Origin of the sequence: Streptomyces sp. NRRL F-5122 (genome assembly GCF_001507435.1) — a bacterium.
Lineage (GTDB): Bacteria > Actinomycetota > Actinomycetes > Streptomycetales > Streptomycetaceae > Streptomyces > Streptomyces lannensis.
Genome location: NZ_LMWH01000116.1, coordinates 299,061 through 313,980, shown reverse-complemented (window position 1 = coordinate 313,980; position 14,920 = coordinate 299,061). Strand labels below are relative to the sequence as shown.

Sequence of the window (14,920 nt, the reverse complement as noted above, 5' to 3'; positions counted from 1 at the left end):
AGCCCTGCCGGACGGGACGGTTCAGATCCGGTGAGCGCTGTCCGGTGTCAGTTCCTGCTCGGCCCAGATGCACTTGCCGTCCTCCAGATACCGGGTGCCCCAGCGCCGGGAGAGCGCGGACACCAGATGCAGTCCCCGTCCGCCCTCGTCCATCTGCGTGGCCCGCCGGATGCGCGGGGTCGTGAGGCTGCCGTCGTACACCTCGCAGATGAGCGATCCGCTGCGCAGCAGACGCAGGCGCAGCGGGCCCTTCGCGTGCCGTATCGCGTTTCCGACCAGCTCACTCACGACGATCTCCGTGGTGGGCTCCAGGTCGTTCAGCCTCCAGCGGGCCAGTTGCCGTCGGACGAGCTCGCGTGACTCGGCCGCCGCCGTGGGGCTCTCGGTCAGCGCCCACGACGCGACGTCGTCGGGCGCGGTCACCCGGGTGTGGGCGAGAAACAGCGCCGCGTCGTCGACGGCCCGCGGCCGGTCGTGCGTCAGTTCCGTCGTGATGAGGTCGCACAGCCGGCCCAGACACGCCCCGCCGTCGCCGTCACATGCCCGGGAGAAGTACGAGGTCTCCTCCAGGGCGTCTGCCACCGCGCTCACCAGCAGTGCGACACCTTCGTCCGCGTCGCGGTCGAAGGACCGCAGCAGTCCGTCCGTGTAGAAGACGAGAACGCACTGCTCCGGCAGACGCAGCTCCTGGATGTCGAAGGGCGGCTCGGCCGCTCCGAGAGGTGGATTGGCGACCAGTGCCGGCCGGTGGAGCGTGCCGTCGGGATGGACGACGACAGGCGGAGGATGGCCCGCCAGGCAGAAGGTGCAGATACGGCTCACAGGGTCGTAGACCGCGTACAGACAGGTGATGTAGGAGTCGTCGCCCAGCTCCTTCACCAGGTCGTTGAGATGGCCGAACATCTCGTCCGGCGGCATCTCCAGGTCGGCGAGAGTGTGCACCGCCGTACGCAGCCGGCCCATGGTGGCTGCCTCGGCTATGCCATGTCCCATCACGTCGCCGACCACCATGGCGACCCGGTCGGCAGAGAGGGGTATCAGGTCGTACCAGTCACCGCCCACTGCCGCACCCTCGCTCGCGGGGAGGTAGGACGCGGCCGCGGTCACCGCCGGCAGCCGGGGCAGTGACCTGGGCAGCAGTCCGCGCTGCAGAGACTGAGCGCGGCTGTGTTCGGCGTCGTACAGGCGGGCCCGTTCCAGGGCCTGTGCCATCAGCCCGCTCAGCGCGGTCAGGAGGGTGCGTTCCTCGTCGGTGAACGTGCGCGGCAGGGCGAAGGATATGACGCAGCACCCGAACTCCTGCCCGGACGCGCTCAGGGGAAGGAAGGCCCAGGAGTTCTTGTCGGGGTGGGCCATCCTGCGCAGTTCCGGGTAACGGCGTACGAAGTCCGCGGTGCTTTCGACGAAGACCGGACGACGTCGGCGCAGGACGTCGGTCATCAGAACGTTCGCGTCGGTCGGGAGGCCTTCGAGACGATCTTCCAGGAACTCCTCGGCGTATCCGACGGATCCGACGACGTGCAGGCGCCCGTTCTCGTTCGCCTCGATGACGAGCCCGTCGGCTCCGAAGGGCGGCAGCACGTGATCCGCGACCACCCCGACGACGTCCCGTGTCGAGAACGCCTCGGCCAGGGCCGTCGTCAGCTCCGCCATCCGCGCCGTCTGCCGGGCGGCACTCCCCCGGGATCCCGTGGCGTCGGCGGCCTCCAGGGGGTCGGCCGGGACCGCGCGACCACCCGCGACCGGCTCGCGGCCGGTCGCCCCCCGGCAAGGCGCCGGATCGACCGTGCGCTGTCCCAGCCACTGGCCGGACCAGCCGGCCACCGCCGTCAGGAACGAGCATCCCGAGGCGTCCGGCTTGCGGTCGTCGGACAGGAACAGTGTGAGGACTCCGAGCGGTCGCTCCGAACCGGGGACGGGGACGGCCACCGCGCCATGGTTCTCGATCCGGGGGCTGCCATCCTCGCTCCAGCAGAGGACACCCTCGCGCATGGCCCGTACGGGCACCAGGTCCCGGTCGATCGCGAGATACGCCCACTCGTCCGTGACCTTGTTCGGCAGTCCGCTGGACGCGACGAGGTACAGACCGTCCGGCGTCTCGCACGGGAGGTGGACAACGCCTCCCAGCGCCCCCACCTCGGCCGTCGCCTGCTGGAGTGCCGGCGTCATCGCCTCGTGCACCGACAGGTCGTCGCCCTGGGCCTCGAGCAGAGCCAGCCTGGCCACCGTGGAACGCCGGGTGAATACGGGACCTGCGTCGTCTGTCATCGTCGTGCCTGCCCGCGGCCGAACTCCGGAGCCGGTGCCGGCGCGAACGGCTGCTTGGACATCGTTCATCGCCTTGCTCCAGCTTACGTCGCCGTGTCGCCGCCGCTCCGTGCCGTGCCCTCGGCACCGGTGTCGAAGGGGGCCGTTCCCGCCGGGGCCGTCTCCTCGGACCGCGGTCTCGAAGGCAGGCGCCCTGCCCCCGCCGACGAGCGCGGCCGTATCGCCCACGGCCCGCAGCGCGGACATGACCCGGTGTTCATGAACCGGTGGCCGAGGCAGGACAGAAGCGTCAGGTGGGCGCCGTGCCCGCCCGCCGGAACGGCGGTCGGCACCGGGAGCCGCAGCGTCGTGGGGGCGAGACCGGTCCCCCGGCTCGCCCCACACCCTCCCGTGACGTACGTGTCTACAGGGCCGCTCCGTCGGTGAGCAGTTCCTGGATGCCGATGCGGTGGTAGAACTCGGCACGGATGCGGTCGGCCACGACGGAGACGACCTCGCTGCCGTCCTTGCTCGGGTCCACATGGACGCGGAACGGCCGTCGGCCGGCGGGCAGGTCCACCACGTCCACGATCGCGTCGGCGACCTCGTCCGCCGTACGCCCTGCCGGGAAGATGTCGGCGAGTGCCTGCGCCATGCTGTCCCGCAGGGTGCCGTAGCGCTCGTCGTACTCCGCGGCACGCTCGGTGTCTGCCGGGGTGCCGGAGTGGACGAAGTGGTTGGTACCGCTGGTGTACGCGCCGGGCACGACGATCACCGTGTCGACACCGAACTTGATCAGCTCGGCCGCATAGCTCTCGGCAAGGGCGTCCATGCCGGCCTTCGCCGCGAAGTACGGGGCCAGGAACGGCGGGTGGCCACCACGGGTGGAGGAGGACCCCACCCACACCAGCAGGCCCGAGCCCTGCTTGCGCAGTACCGGCAGGGCCGCCCGGTTGACGCGCTGGGTCGAGAGCACGTTGACGTCGTAGACCTGCGCCAACTGCTCCGGGGTGAACGCCTCGGTGGGACCGAGGACCATGTGGCCGGCGTTGTGGACCACGACGTCGAGGCGGCCCTGCTCGGCCACGATCCGCTCCACGGCCGCATCCACGGAACCCTGGTCCTGTACGTCCATCTCTATGCCGCGCACATCGATGCCTTCGGCTCGGGAGAGCTCGGCGAGTTCCTCGACACGCGGGGCGTTGCGGTCGGCCGTGGCGCGCATGCCGGCGTAGACGACGTGGCCGGCGCGGGCGAGCGCGCGGGCGGCGAGGTTGCCGAAGCCGCTGGAAGCCCCGGTGATGACGATGACCTGCTTCTCGCTCATGAGTATTCCTCTTCGTGTTCGTCGCGTGAGTGGTGTCGGTGGGGCGGGACGGTGACGCGGGCCGCGCGTCAGGCGAGACCGCCATTGGTGAAGAGGACCTGGCCGTTGACCCAGCGGGCGGGTCCGGCGAGGAAGGCGACGCTCTCGGCGATGTCCTCGGGGCGGCCGAGACGCTCCAGCGGCACGGCCTTGGCGAGGTGGTCGATGGTCGCCTCGTCCTTGCCGTCGAGGAAGAGCGGGGTGGCGGTCGGGCCGGGCGCGACGGCGTTGACCGTGATGTCCCTGCCGCGCAGCTCACGGGCAAGGATGAGGGTGATCGCCTCGACGGCCGCCTTGCTCGCCACGTAGGCGCCGTAGTTCGGGAACTGCGCGCGGGTCACCGAGGTGGAGAAGTTGATGATCGCCCCGCCCGGGCGCAGCCGCCGGGCCGCGAGCTGATCGACGACGAAGGTGCCGCGGATGTTGGTGCGGTGCATACGGTCGAGCAGGTCCAGGTCCAGCTCCACGAGCGGGCCCAGCCGCATCATGCCCGCGGTGTTCACCAGGACGTCGATACCGCCGAACGCCGCCTCGACGGCGTCGAATGCCGCGGCCATGTCCTGCTCGTCGGCGACGTCCCCGCCGACGGCGATGGCCCGGCCACCCCCTGCGGTGATCGCCTCGACGAGGTCGTCGGCCTTGTCCTTGTTGCCGGCGTAATGCACGGCGACGGCGAAACCGTCCCTCGCCAGGCGCTCCACGACGGCGTGACCGATACCACCGGAGCCGCCGGTGACCAGCGCTACACGGGGGGACGTGGTGTCGCTCATGAGTTGTCTTCTCCTCAGCACGGTGGGTCACAGGGGCCGGCGTAATCACCGCTCCCCGGAATCTGTAATCGACGATAACAGCCGATCGAATCAACGACAACATCACTGACGAATCGTTGATACGCACCTCTACGGCAACGGCGACGGCTCCTCCCCCTGCACCCACGGGCCCGCGATCCCGTAGCGTGATCACATGACCGACCAGTCAGAACTCCGTCTGCGAATGCTGCACGCAGCCGAGACGCAGCTCTCCGCATCGCCCGAACACGACATCTCGACACGGGCCGTGTGCGAGGCCGTCGGAGTGGGCCAACCGGTGCTCTACCGGCTGTTCGGCGACAAGGCCGGTCTGCTCAGCGCCCTCGTGGACCACGGCTTCGACCGCTACGTCCAGCGCAAACAGGCGCTCGCGACCACCGACGACCCCCTCGACGATCTCCGCGTCGGCTGGGACGACCACATCGCCTTCGCCCTCGAGAACCCGGCGATCTACCGGCTGATGTTCTCGCCCATGCTGGCGCGCCAACCCGCCGCTCCCCGGACCGTCTTCAAGCTGCTCACCGCGACGCTCGAACGGTGCGCGGAGGCGGGTACCTTGCGGGTGCCGCCGGAGATCGCCGCGCAGCAGATCATGTCCGCCAACATCGGCGTCGCGCTCGCCCTGCTGGTGCGCCCCGACATCTACACCGATCCGGACCTCTCGGCCAGGGTGCGCGACGCCACCTTCGCCGGCTGCGTCAGCCGGCCGTCCAAGGAGACGGAGGGCGGTTCGACGGCCCTGACCGCGACCCAGCTCGCCGCCCGTCTGCGTCGGAATCCGGCCCCTTCGCTGGGCGCCGAGGAGCAGCAACTGCTCCTCAAGTGGCTCGACGGCCTGGGCGAGTAGGGCGGCCGGTCGCACCGGACCGGCGACGGCACCGGGCCGGCACCGCTTCTTCCGCACGGCACCCCGCCGTCACCCCTCCCGCACGCCGCTCCTTCCGCACGCACAGCGGTCGGGGCGGCGTTCCGCTCTGCCGTTCGGCCGCCCCCGGTGGCGCCACCCCCTCGACGGCGGCTTGCTGGTGCCAGGGCCCCGGAGAGGAGTGAGCCGCGTATGAAGACAACGGCGCGGAGGCGGCAGGCACTGGAGACCCCGCGGGCCGCCGGGCTGGCCGGGGTCGTCTTCGCGTTGCTGCTCGCTGCGGCCATCGTGCTGATCCGGCTGGGCATCCCGCAGGGCGCCGACGCGGCCACCGGCGGAGGGTTACCCGACCCCACGCGGCGCAGCGCGGTACGGGCGGCACTCGCGCTCGTACCGTTCGCCGGCATCTTCTTCCTCTGGTTCATCGGCGTGATACGAGCGCATATCGGCGACGCGGAGGACAAGTTCCTCGCCAGCGTCTTCCTCGGCAGCGGGCTGGTCTTCGTTGCCACGATGTTCGCGGCGGCCGCGGCGGCCGACGCCGTGCTGGCCACCACGAACCGGCCCGGGGGCCTTCCCGCCCCGCCGACCTGGGACTTCGGCCGCCACTTCGCGTACACCTTGATGGTCGGGTTCGCGATGCGGATGGCGGCGGTCTTCACCTGCTCCATGTCCGTGATCGGGCACCGTCTCGCGGTGCTGCCGCGGTGGCTCACCGTGCTGGGCCTCCTCACGGCACTGACGCTCCTCTTCGTCGCGACGAACGTCCCCTGGGCGGAGTTGGTGTTCCCGGCCTGGTCGCTGATCATCAGCGTCCACCTCCTCGTGGCGGGCGGCCGCTCCCGGCCGGGCCCCGAGGGCACGTCCTGACCCGCGTCCGCCGGGTCACTCCTTCGGCACATCCCGGCGAGCGGGGCCCCCTCGGGCCTTCGATGCTGGCGGGAGAGGAGATGACCGCCGCCCGAAGGCGCCCACCGCGTGGCGGTGCGCGCCGACGGGCCCGGCCGCCGACGGGGCGGACATCGGTCCCGGGGACACACGCAGCGCGCGTTCCTCTCGCAGGACGGCCGCCGCTCGTTCGGCCGGTCACTCGCCCACGAACCACGTGCCGAGGACGGGCATCGGCCACAGGCGCGCGCCGCCGCGGGCTGCCCGGGACCCACACGCCCCAAGGACGCCTCATGACACACGCCTCGCTCCTGCACCAGATCACCGACTACGCCAATCGCGCCGACCCCAGGGATCCGGAGCGCTTCCCGGACGCCGACCGGTTCGACCCCTACCGGAAGGACATCCAGCACCTCGGCTTCGGCAGCGGCATCCATGGCTGTTTCGGCGCCCCGCTGGCCCGGCTGGAGGCGCAGATCGCGCTGGCCGAGCTCGCCCGCCGGCTCGAAGGCCCGCGTCTCGTCGAGGATCCACCGCCCTACCGGCAGAACGCGGTGCTGCGCGGGCCGCGCCGTCTGACCGTCGCGGTCGACGGTGTCAGGCCGTAGCGGCCCGCACTGCCACAGCCGTGCGGCCGCCTGCTCGTTCGCCGCGCTGGTCGACCGCCGAACACATGGCGGTCGACCAGCGCGTTACGCCCTGATCGCCGATGGCGAGCAGATCCACGCCGCCATGTTCCCCGGCGCCCTCGGAGCCGGGGGGTTCGTCGACCAGATGGAGGTCGCCATCCGGCAGCACGCACTGGAATCTGCTTCCTTCGTGGTCAACGCCACCGCCTGGCTCGACCCCGACCAGCAGGCACAGCTCGCCCGGGACACCGGCGGCCCGGCCGGCGCGTTCTCCGGCGGCTTCTTCACCGCCGTCGTCGACCCCGAGGGTCGCATCGTCGGCGAGCCACTCACGGCCGGTGAGGGCGAGGTCATCGCCGACCTGGACCTCGCGCTGATCGACCGGCGCAAGCGCATGGCCGACACGCGCGGCCACTACAGCCGCCCGGAGCTGCTCAGCCTGCGGATCGACCGCACCCCCGCATCCGTGCTCCACGCCCACGACACTCAGGCGCCGAGCCCGCGGGCGACGGAAGAGGACCTCTTCGCTCGGTGACACCGACGACCGACACGACCGGGACCGGCCCGATGGGGCCGGTCGGCCCGGTCGGGGGACGTGCGGCCCCTGCTGCGGCCGCCGCTCTCCCGGCCACTGTGGAGACCACACTCAGTCCGGGAGGCAGAGCGATGGCGCACACGGTGGTCGCAGGGATCGACGGCTCGCAGGAGAGCCGAGCCGCAGCCGAGTGGGCGGCCCGCGAGGCGCGGCTGCGCGGCGTACCGCTGAAGCTGGTGCATGTCTGGGAGCCCGTACCGGAGCCCATGGCGCAGGCCCCGCTCCTCGGCACGGAGACGAGTCAGCACTGGAGCGAGAGGATTCCGCGCGAGACGGCCGAGGAGCTCAGGGCACGTCATCCGGGCGTGGAGATCGCCGAGGAACAGCTCACCGGCCACCCCGCCGACGTGCTGGCGGACGCGGCGAAGGGTGCCGTGGTGCTGGTCCTCGGGTCCCGTGGCATGAGCGGCATCGGAGGGTTCCTGGTCGGGTCGGTGGGCCTGGCCGTGATCGCGCACACCGAGGTACCGGTGGTACTGGTCCGGGCGCTCGAAGAGCGCGCCGCGGACCGCTCGGGCCCGGTCGTCCTCGGGCTCGACATCGCCTCCCCCGATGCCTCCGTGATCGCCTTCGCCTTCGAGGAGGCCGCTCGTCGCGGCACCTCCGTGCACGCGGTGAACGCCTGGAGCCTTCCGTCCTCGTACGCCTACGGCCTGGCCGCGGGCGTGGACCTGTACGCCGAGGTCGCACGGGAACGGACGGCCACGCTCACCGAGATGCTGGGCGAGTGGGAGCGGAAGTTCCCGGACGTGGAGGTGAAGGGCGAGTCCCGGTTCGGGCCTGCCGCCGAGCACATCGTCGAGGCTTCACATCAGGCATCGCTGGTGGTGGTCGGCCGACGTGTCCGCCGCAGCCCGCTCGGCGCCCACATCGGCTCGGTCACCCACGCAGTCCTGCACCACGCGGCGGCCCCCGTCGCCGTCGTCGCGCACGACTGAGACTCGCCCCGCGCGCGCCGGTGACCCGCCGTCAGAGACTCGCCGCATGGTCGGGGACGTACGTCTGCAGATCGCGCGGCGGGCGCTCGTAGCCGGTCGACGCCGGCCGCGCCGGCAGCTCCAGCACCGGCGGCGTCACATCGTGATACGGCACGGATACCAGCAGGTGAGCGATCATGTTCAGCCGGGCCCGGCGCTTGTCGTCGCTCTCCACGATGTACCACGGGGCTTCGGAGACATCGGTGTGCACCAGCATCTCGTCCTTGGCCCTGGAGTACGCCTCCCAGTGGGTGATCGACTCCAGGTCCATCGGCGAGAGCTTCCAGCGCCGCAGCGGATCCTCCAGCCGGCGCCGAAAGCGCTCCTGCTGCATGGCGTCGCTCACCGAGAACCAGTACTTGCGCAGCAGGATCCCGTCCTCCACCAGCATCCGCTCGAAGATGGGGCACTGGCGCAGGAAGAGCTGGTACTCCTCCTTCGTGCAGAAGCCCATCACATGCTCGACGCCGGCCCGGTTGTACCAACTGCGGTCGAACAGCACGATCTCGCCGGCCGCCGGGAGATGCTCCGCGTACCGCTGGAAGTACCACTGCGTGCGCTCGCGCTCGGTCGGCTTGGGCAGTGCCGCGATGCGCGCGACCCGAGGGTTGAGGTGCTCGGTCACCCGCTTGATGGTCCCGCCCTTGCCCGCCGCGTCCCGTCCTTCGAAGATGACGACGAGCCGGGCGCCCTCCGCCCGCACCCACTCCTGAAGCTTCACCAACTCGGTCTGCAGGCGGAGCAGTTCGAGCTCGTACGTCTTGCGTGGCAGCGTTTCCGTCTTTTTGTCGGCCATGCCGCCTCCAGGTCGATGACGTGCGGGTCTCCGTGTCCGGCCCGTGCCCTGGATCGAACACTATCCCCACCCGCCGTACAGGCCCACGGACCCGCAGGTCACGACCTGCGCAGGTGTCATCTCCCGTCCGTCCGCGCTGCCGCCGGAGGGCGGACCGCCGTTCCGCACCGCTCCGTGCCCCTCACCCTCCCCCGTGCCGGTACGCTGCGACATGGAGATCGAGCCGATCACGCTGTCCACCCCGCGCCCCGTGCGACGGCCGGTACTCGTGCAGGGCTGGCGGCAACTGACCTTCCTGCACTGGCCGGTGGAGCCGGACCGGGTGGCCACGCTGCTGCCGGCGGGGACACGTCCCGACGCCCTCGACGGGGCGACCTACGTCGGCCTGGTCCCGTTCCTCATGCGCGCCGCCGGTCTCGGCCCGGGACCGGGACTCCCGTATCTCGGAACGTTCTGCGAGACCAACGTCCGCCTTTACTCGGTGGACGCACAGGGCCGGCGCGGTGTGGTGTTCCGGTCCCTGGACGCGGCACGGCTGATACCGGCACTGGTGGGCCGGCTCGGTGTCAGGCTGCCCTACACCTGGTCGGCGATGCGGCTGCGGCGTGAGGGCGACGTCATCACCTACAGCTGCCGCCGACGGCATCCGGCAGCCGCCGGGCCCGTCAGCCGTGCCGTCGTGCGGACCGGTCGCCCGATCGTCCGACCCACCCGGCTGGAAAGGTTTCTGACGGCACGATGGGGACTGCACGTGACATGGCACGGCCGTACGGTGCATCTGCCCAACGAGCACGAACCGTGGCCGCTGTTCCGGGCCGAGTTGCTGGACCTGGACGACGGTCTTGTCACCGCCGCCGGTCTGCCTCCCATGACGCAGGGGCCGGTCAGTGTGCTCTACTCCCCCGGAGTCGCCGTTCGGTTCGGCACCCCTACCGTCGTACCGCCGCAGCCGCTCCGGACCCTTTGACACCGTTGCGGCCACCGCGCCGGCGCGCGGCGGCAACATCCCGGGCCACGCCGAGGTTCCCCGGTCTCCTTCCGGCCGGGGAACCTACGCGGAGTCACCGGGGCGGGCCGGACTCACCGGGCTTGATACGTCCGCGCCAGGCACCGGACTCGCCTTCACGGCGCTCGATGTAGTCCTTGAACCGCCGCATGTCGCCCTTGACGCGCCGGTCGATGACCCCGAACATGTCCGCGGCCTTCTCCAGGGCTCCGCCCGGTTCGACATCCATCACGAGTTCCACCCGCGTGTGCGCGTCGTCCAGGCGCTGGAAGCGGACTGTGCCCTTCTGCCTCGAGTCGCCGGTGGTGGTGCGCCACGTGATCCGCTCGTCGGGGAGCTGGTCGACGATCTCGGTGTCGAACTCCCGCCGTATTCCGACGATCTTGGTGGTCCACCGGTTATGGCGGTCGTCGATCTGCCTGACCTCCTCGACGCCTCCCATGAAGTTCGGGAACTCCTCGAACTGGGTCCACTGGTTGTAGGCGGTGTGGATGGGGACCTCGACGTCCACCGCCTCCTTGACGATGCTCATCTGCGCCTCCTCCTTGCTGATCGGCGGCGGCAGGGCGGTCGGCCCGCCGCACGGTTCCAGGCACAGTGCGGCGGGTACCCAGGGATCATCCCTTTACAGATGTTCCGGTGTGCCAAGGCCGGGCGCCCCCGTCGCACGGTCACCCGGAGGGCCCGCGCGGTGACCGTGAGCGACGCGTGCGATGTCGCCCCTCGCCACCCGTGGGCATCCGGTGGCCGCCCCACGGGTGGCGAGGCAGGGTGGAGTACATGGGTCTCCGATCGAGACTCGCCTGTCTGCGGCAGCCGTGGCAGTCGAGTCACGCGTTGCTGCTTCTCCCCATCGCGTTGATCGTGGTCATCACCTTGGTGGACATCCACTCGCCCGAGGACGTCCATCTCGGCCCCACCCTCGTCATCGCGCCGGCGCTCACCCCGTCGTTCGCGGGTACCCGGTCGACCGCCTTCGTCGCTGCGCTGGCGGTCGCCGCGCAGACCATCATCGCCGCGTTCCACGGCGGGCTGTCCACCACGAACCACATCGTCCAGATCGCCACGCTCGCGCTGCTCTCGATAGTGATCGTGGTCTACTGCTCCGTCCGGGACCGGCGTCGACGGCAACTGGCCCAGGTCCGTTCGGTGGCCGAGGCCGCACAGCATGTCCTGCTGTGGCCGCTGCCGGAGCAGATCGGCCCCCTGAGGGTCGCGTGCCTGTACCTGGCCGCCGAGGACGAGGCGCAGATCGGGGGCGACCTGTACGCCGCGACCCGTACCGACAACGGCGTGCGCGTCATGATCGGCGACGTGCGCGGCAAGGGCCTGTCGGCCATCGGCGAGGCCGCCCTGCTTCTCGGCGCCTTCCGCGAGGCCGCGCACCGGCAGGACTCCCTGCCGGACCTGGCGGCCTCCCTGGAGGAGAGCGTGAGCAGGTACCTGGCCGACTTCGAGCCGATCGAGGAGCTCGGCGAGCGCTTCGCGACCGCGTTGCTGGTGGAGATCCCCGACGGGGATCCGGTCACCCGGATGACCAGCTGCGGTCACCCTCCACCCCTGTTGCTGAGCCCCGGCAACGAGGTCTCCGTGCCCAGCCTGCATCCGTCGCCGCCGATGGGGGTGCACGCGACGAGCCCGGCGGACTACACCCTGGACGTGTTCTCGTTCGAGCCGGGCGACACCCTCCTGCTCTACACGGACGGCGTCATCGAGGCACGCGACGAGAACGGCGGCTTCTATCCCCTCGCGGACCGCCTCACGCGGTGGACCCATGCCAGTCCGGAGACGCTCCTGCACCACATACGGCGCGACCTCCACGAGCACACGGGCGGTCCTCTCGACGACGACGTGGCCCTCATCGCCCTCCATCGCACGCCCACCGCGCACCGGCACCGTCATCACGGACTGGGCATCCACACCAACGGTTTCCGACACCGTTCCGGAACGGAGCAGCGGAGCGCGTGATCGGAGGAGGCCGTCCCGCGCCGTACCGTCACGACGGCCGGCGGAGCCGGGTCAGCCGCCGAGAATCTCGGTGAAACGCTCGGCGCCGATGTTGCCTCCGGAGAGGATGACCCCGACCCTGCGCGGCAGGCGATCGATCCGGTGGGCCAGCAGCGCGGCCAGCGCACTCGCGCCGCTGGGTTCGACGACGAGTTTCATCCGCTCGAAGGCGAAACGCATCGCGTCGCGGATCTGTCCGTCGCTGACCAGGGCGATGCCGTCCACCAGCCGTCGGTTGACGGCGAAGGTCAGTTCTCCTGGTGTGTCGGCGGCCTGGCCGTCGGCGATGGTGCGCGGCACGGGGATGGAGATCCGCCGGCCCGCCTCCAGTGAGCGCTTGGTGTCGTCGCCGTTTTCCGGTTCGACGCCGATGACCCGTGTCGCGGACCGCAGCCCCTTGGCGGCCGTGGCGCTGCCGGCGATCAGACCTCCGCCGCCGACGGGCACGACCAGGGCGTCGAGGTCCCCGGTCTCCTCGATCAGTTCGAGGGCCGCGGTCCCCTGTCCGGCGATGACGTGCGGATGCTCGTAGGGCGGTATCAGCGCCAGGCCGCGGTCGGCGGCGAGCGCTTCACCGATCGCCACCCGGTCCCCGGTGTACCGGTCGTAGGTGACGATCTCCGCTCCGTATCCGGCGGTCGCCTCCCTCTTGGAGCGCGGCGTGTCCTCGGGCATGAGGATCACGGCCGTGGTGCCGAGTTCACGGGCGGCGAGCGCGACCGCCTGGGCGTGGTTGCCGGAGGAGTAGGCGGCGATGCCCTTGGCCACCTGGTCCGCCGGCAGTCGTGAGGCGGCGTTGTACGCCCCGCGGAACTTGAACGCCCCGATCCGCTGGAAGTTCTCGCACTTGACGAAGACTTCCGCGCCGACCAGTTCGTCCAGGGTGCGCGAGCGCAGCACCGGGGTGCGGTGCGCCACGCCCTTGATGTGCGCGGCGGCCTCGCGGACGTCCGCAAGGGTGACGAGGGAGGGGGCGGTCATGAATGGATTCCGTCCTGATCTGTGCGGGTCGGGGCGCTGCCGTCCGGGACGGAGCCTTCCGATGCGTTCCGGGCCCGGGCCAGGTAGTTGTAGGCGGATGCCCGGGAGATCCCGAGCCGTTCGGCGACATGCTGGGCGGCGCCACGCACGGCGAAGACCCCTTGCTCGTCGAGGCTGCGGAACAGGCCGAGACGTTCGTCCCGGCTGAGTTCCGACCACTGCTTGTTCTGCCTCAACTGGTGGGAGTCGACGATGGCGTCCACCACGGAGTCGATGTCGTTGCCGAACGTGGTGGTGGGCACGGCGGTGGCTCCGGTGACCCCGGCCAGCTCACCGATGAGGGCATGGGCCTGGTTCACGGCGGTGATGTCGACGTTCACGCACAGCGCACCGAAGACCGTGCCGGAAGGGTCGCGCAGGAGCATGGTCGACGACTTGAGCAGTTTCCCGGACGGGGTGCGGGTGACGTAGTTCAGCTCGTCGGTCGCCTCGTCGCCGCGGGCGAGGAGGCCCATGCCGATCTCGCTCATCGACCCGCCGACCGCACGCCCTGTGACCGAGCCGGCGATGGCGACGACGGAGTTCTCCGGGCGGCGGAAGTCGTGGACGACCACTTCGCAGAAGGAGCCGAGCGTCGCGACGATGCCGTCGACGACGGGCGTCAGGGCCGCGATGACGGCGTCCTGCTCCTCAGCCGACACAGGTCACCTCCGCGGCCGTCGGCTCACGGCGGCGGAACACCCCCGCCCATCGCACGAACGTCACGCACCCTCCCCGGATCCTGCGGAACGTTGCTGTACTCAGAATCTAGACCACTGGACAGAAAATCCAAAACGAGGCGGGCGCCAGCCGGACGGCGGTCATCTCGTTCTTCTGTCGTTCACCCAAGAAACACCGGACGTACAGCCACAGTGCACCCACATCAGACGAACAGGCCGCATCGTCGGATATCGGACCGCCGCATCGCACCAACAGAAAGTCGACCGATATGGGCCAGATACTTGTCACCGTGGCGACGAAGATCGGCGTCGCGCTCGCCGAAGCGATCCTCATGCGTCTCGCCTGGGAGTTGTGGGCCGCCTTCTCGCGCCGCCTGCACACCGCCACCGCACCGGCCGCCGCCTGACACGCCCCCCTCAGCCCCGGCATCGGCGGCGCCCGGCGGTACCGTCTCACCGCCGGGCGCCTTCGGTGCCGCTCAGGCCTTCCGTCCGTCCTGCCCGCGCCTTCTGTCCTAGCCGCGCCTTCCGCCGTTGTGTTCGCTCGGCATGTCGGCGCCGCCTCTGCGTGCCCGTCCCCCGCGCAGCAGATACGTGGCTCCGCCGACGGCGAGGGCCACCGGCCATTCGAGGGCGCCCGCCACGGCCATCGCGCCCAGACCCCCGTAGAACACGAGGTCCTTGCTCGCGGGCATGCCGGGCATCCGTGATGTCGCCGCTTTCGCCGTACTCGTCATGTCACCCCTGGTGATGTACGGAATCGTCAACGCGGGGTGCACCGTTCGCGTATGAAGGTGCAGGCCCGCCCCTTCATGCGTGTGCCGCTTCTGTTGCTCTTCCAGCCCTTGCTTGGCCATCCCCCGGCCTCCTCTCTCGGCGTGGGCGTGTTCCAGCGCGCCTGTTGCGGCGTGCCCATTGCTCCTTGCCAACCGGGTATCCGCGCGCATCTGATTTGAATCGCCGATTTGTGGCTACTCATCCAGTTTGTTGCTGTATATACGGCTGGACCGAAACGTCCTCCTACGGGAGCGGGTG

15 protein-coding genes and 1 pseudogene are annotated in these 14,920 nt (G+C 70.5%); 8 read left to right on the top strand and 8 right to left on the bottom strand.

The window, feature by feature from the left end; translation table 11 throughout:
- Positions 1–21: 21 nt before the first annotated feature.
- The 3 genes from ADL25_RS14435 to ADL25_RS14425 form a co-directional block, all read right to left on the bottom strand.
- Positions 22–2,268, bottom strand: coding sequence for a SpoIIE family protein phosphatase (locus ADL25_RS14435; protein ID WP_079050336.1), 2,247 nt, complete (start codon positions 2,266–2,268; stop codon positions 22–24).
- 403 nt (positions 2,269–2,671) lie between these two features.
- Positions 2,672–3,574, bottom strand: a complete 903-nt coding sequence (locus ADL25_RS14430; protein WP_059128100.1) for an SDR family oxidoreductase — start codon at positions 3,572–3,574, stop codon at positions 2,672–2,674.
- Positions 3,575–3,642: 68 nt separating this feature from the next.
- A complete protein-coding gene (locus ADL25_RS14425) occupies positions 3,643–4,383 on the bottom strand; it encodes an SDR family oxidoreductase (protein WP_059128099.1) in 741 nt (246 codons plus the stop codon).
- Positions 4,384–4,576: 193 nt separating this feature from the next.
- On the opposite strand from ADL25_RS14425, the gene ADL25_RS14420 reads away from it, so the two are divergent.
- The 5 genes and pseudogenes from ADL25_RS14420 to ADL25_RS14400 all read left to right on the top strand — a co-directional run bounded on the left by ADL25_RS14420 (position 4,577) and on the right by ADL25_RS14400 (position 8,337).
- Positions 4,577–5,269, top strand: a complete 693-nt coding sequence (locus tag ADL25_RS14420; RefSeq protein WP_059128098.1) for a TetR/AcrR family transcriptional regulator — start codon at positions 4,577–4,579, stop codon at positions 5,267–5,269.
- A gap of 210 nt (positions 5,270–5,479) precedes the next feature.
- A complete protein-coding gene (locus tag ADL25_RS14415; RefSeq protein WP_059128097.1) occupies positions 5,480–6,157 on the top strand; it encodes a hypothetical protein in 678 nt (225 codons plus the stop codon).
- Positions 6,158–6,516: 359 nt separating this feature from the next.
- Positions 6,517–6,783 (top strand): annotated as a pseudogene (locus tag ADL25_RS14410) (cytochrome P450); the annotation flags it as partial.
- A complete protein-coding gene (locus ADL25_RS14405) occupies positions 6,770–7,339 on the top strand; it encodes a nitrilase-related carbon-nitrogen hydrolase (protein ID WP_234380906.1) in 570 nt (189 codons plus the stop codon). The pseudogene ADL25_RS14410 and the gene ADL25_RS14405, both read left to right, overlap by 14 nt.
- Before the next feature lie 131 nt (positions 7,340–7,470).
- Complete coding sequence (locus ADL25_RS14400) at positions 7,471–8,337, top strand: universal stress protein (RefSeq protein ID WP_059128095.1); 867 nt, start codon at positions 7,471–7,473, stop codon at positions 8,335–8,337.
- Positions 8,338–8,368: 31 nt separating this feature from the next.
- Here the strand turns inward: ADL25_RS14400 and ppk2 are convergent, their stop codons facing one another.
- Positions 8,369–9,172, bottom strand: coding sequence for a polyphosphate kinase 2 (gene ppk2, locus ADL25_RS14395; protein ID WP_059128094.1), 804 nt, complete (start codon positions 9,170–9,172; stop codon positions 8,369–8,371).
- Between the two features lie 211 nt (positions 9,173–9,383).
- Here ppk2 and ADL25_RS14390 point away from each other — a divergent pair, with 211 nt between their 5' ends.
- Positions 9,384–10,139, top strand: a complete 756-nt coding sequence (locus ADL25_RS14390; protein WP_059128204.1) for a YqjF family protein — start codon at positions 9,384–9,386, stop codon at positions 10,137–10,139.
- Positions 10,140–10,233: 94 nt separating this feature from the next.
- On the opposite strand, the gene ADL25_RS14385 is transcribed toward ADL25_RS14390, so the two are convergent.
- Positions 10,234–10,710, bottom strand: a complete 477-nt coding sequence (locus ADL25_RS14385; protein ID WP_059128093.1) for an SRPBCC family protein — start codon at positions 10,708–10,710, stop codon at positions 10,234–10,236.
- 248 nt (positions 10,711–10,958) lie between these two features.
- Here ADL25_RS14385 and ADL25_RS14380 point away from each other — a divergent pair, with 248 nt between their 5' ends.
- Complete coding sequence (locus ADL25_RS14380; protein ID WP_059128092.1) at positions 10,959–12,146, top strand: PP2C family protein-serine/threonine phosphatase; 1,188 nt, start codon at positions 10,959–10,961, stop codon at positions 12,144–12,146.
- Between the two features lie 51 nt (positions 12,147–12,197).
- Here the strand turns inward: ADL25_RS14380 and ADL25_RS14375 are convergent, their stop codons facing one another.
- The 3 genes from ADL25_RS14375 to ADL25_RS14365 all read right to left on the bottom strand — a co-directional run bounded on the left by ADL25_RS14375 (position 12,198) and on the right by ADL25_RS14365 (position 14,580).
- The gene (locus ADL25_RS14375) at positions 12,198–13,166 is read right to left on the bottom strand and encodes a pyridoxal-phosphate dependent enzyme (protein WP_059128091.1); all 969 of its coding nucleotides are present in this window, start codon (positions 13,164–13,166) and stop codon (positions 12,198–12,200) included.
- Positions 13,163–13,867, bottom strand: coding sequence for a helix-turn-helix transcriptional regulator (locus ADL25_RS14370; RefSeq protein WP_059128090.1), 705 nt, complete (start codon positions 13,865–13,867; stop codon positions 13,163–13,165). The genes ADL25_RS14375 and ADL25_RS14370 overlap by 4 nt, the downstream gene beginning before the upstream one ends.
- A 533-nt stretch (positions 13,868–14,400) precedes the next feature.
- Positions 14,401–14,580 carry a hypothetical protein gene (locus tag ADL25_RS14365; protein WP_147318058.1) on the bottom strand — a complete coding sequence of 60 codons (180 nt, stop codon included), beginning with the start codon at positions 14,578–14,580 and terminating at the stop codon, positions 14,401–14,403.
- A 93-nt stretch (positions 14,581–14,673) separates the two neighbouring features.
- Between ADL25_RS14365 and ADL25_RS48955 the strand changes: the two genes are divergently transcribed.
- Positions 14,674–14,841: a hypothetical protein gene (locus tag ADL25_RS48955; protein WP_159044924.1), complete on the top strand. Its 168-nt coding sequence runs from the start codon at positions 14,674–14,676 to the stop codon at positions 14,839–14,841.
- The last annotated feature ends 79 nt before the right edge of the window (positions 14,842–14,920 follow it).